The sequence below is a fragment of the Moorena sp. SIO2C4 genome, from assembly GCF_010672485.1.
GTDB lineage: Bacteria > Cyanobacteriota > Cyanobacteriia > Cyanobacteriales > Coleofasciculaceae > Moorena > Moorena producens.
The window spans coordinates 1-1789 of the sequence record NZ_JAAHGN010001304.1; the positions used below are offsets into that span (position 1 = coordinate 1).

The window sequence follows — 1789 nt, forward strand, 5'->3', positions numbered from 1 at the left end:
AAACCATTCTTTAATCTATTTATTTATACACCGCGATCGCTTCACCCAAAACATCAAGTATTGGCTCTACACCCAGCCCTGGAGCTTCTGGCGCAAAGGTTTTACCCCTTGATTGCGGGCACCACCTGTAGCTGTGTCAATAGTTAGCATATCATTACATAACCAAGTCGCACGCAAAAACATTCGTGGAGTTGCCTGGGCAAGATGCACCGCTGCCGTATCTGCAATCACACTACCCCCAGTTTCTTCAATATTCATCCGAATCCCAGTTTCCACACAAAAATCTCGGATGCGCTTGGCTTTAGTTAAACCAGCAACCCGATTAATTTTTAACCCAATTGCTTCACAAGCATGGTCACCTTGAGCGCGGACAATATCCCCATAGCGCTGAATACATTAATCTAAGATAATCAGATGAGATGTGACGCGACGGACTTGAAGACATTCTTCATAGGTTTCACAGGGTTGTTCAAAATAACAAATAGAGTCAGTAAGTAGGTGGGCATCACAACAAGCCTAAAAGCGATGCACCACGGCCAAAAGGAAGGTGTTTCCCCCATCAACGACTGCATCAAAACAAGAAGACAAGGGTTAGGCTGTGAGTCAAATACAAAAACAATCCTATACAGTTCAAAACAAGAAGACAAGGGTTAGACTGTGAGTCAAATACAAAAACAATCCGATACAGTTCAAGACAGTTGCTAACGATCGCCTCGATTGTCTTAAGCATTCAGCTATCTTAAGCATTCAGTTATCAGCCATAGCCCAAGACTCACGGCTGATAGCTGACAGCTGAATGCTTAGCAATTGTCTGTTTTCTTAGTCTGATTGGCAATCACTTCGCCTCGTAAAAGCTCTACAATCTAACCGTAGCCCCATTCCTCGTGGCCTTATATAACACACGCTATGCCCGCCTATCTGTGATGCTTGATACAAATTCAGTTTTAGACGTATTACGACCGGTACAAGACCCCGAACTCCAGAAGAGTTTGGTGGAGTTAAATATGATCCGCAATGTCAAGGTTGACAACGGTATAGTGAGTTTTACCCTAGTGTTGACCACCCCAGCTTGTCCCTTGCGGGAATTTATTGTAGAGGATTGCCAGAAGGCAGTGAAACAGCTATCGGGAGTAGAAGATGTAGTAGTCGATGTTACCGCTGAAACACCTCAGCAAAAATCCTTACCTGACCGCACTGGTATTGAGGGCGTGAAAAATATTTTAGCCATTTCCAGTGGTAAGGGGGGCGTCGGTAAGAGTACTGTTGCGGTAAATGTGGCAGTTGCTTTGGCTCAGTTGGGGGCTAAAGTCGGTCTCCTAGACGCTGATATCTATGGTCCCAATGCTCCAGCCATGCTGGGATTAGCTGATGCCAAAGTCATGGTTCAGAAAGGAAAACAGGGGGATGTGATCGAGCCAGCCTTCAACCACGGTATCAAGCTAGTGTCCATGGGATTTCTAATTGATCCAGACCAGCCAGTGATTTGGCGCGGACCGATGTTAAATGGAATTATTCGCCAGTTCCTCTATCAAGTAGAGTGGGGTGAATTGGACTATCTGATTGTGGATATGCCACCAGGCACTGGGGATGCTCAGCTAACCTTAGCCCAAGCAGTACCGATGGCAGGAGCAGTAATTGTGACAACACCCCAAAATGTCGCTCTTTTAGACTCCCGCCGAGGCTTGAAAATGTTTGAGCAAATGGGAGTCCCCGTGTTGGGAATCGTAGAAAATATGAGTTACTTTATCCCACCAGACTTGCCCGATCGTCAGTATGACCTGTTTGGCTC

2 protein-coding genes are annotated in these 1789 nt (G+C 45.8%); one reads left to right on the forward strand and one right to left on the reverse strand.

The window, feature by feature from the left end; all coding sequences use genetic code 11:
• Positions 1-66: 66 nt before the first annotated feature.
• Positions 67-393, reverse strand: coding sequence for an enolase C-terminal domain-like protein (locus F6K20_RS40350; protein WP_353736896.1), 327 nt, complete (start codon positions 391-393; stop codon positions 67-69).
• 530 nt (positions 394-923) lie between these two features.
• Between F6K20_RS40350 and F6K20_RS36900 the strand changes: the two genes are divergently transcribed.
• The coding region (locus F6K20_RS36900) for an Mrp/NBP35 family ATP-binding protein (RefSeq protein ID WP_287298183.1) at positions 924-1789 on the forward strand (866 nt) is incomplete at its 3' end.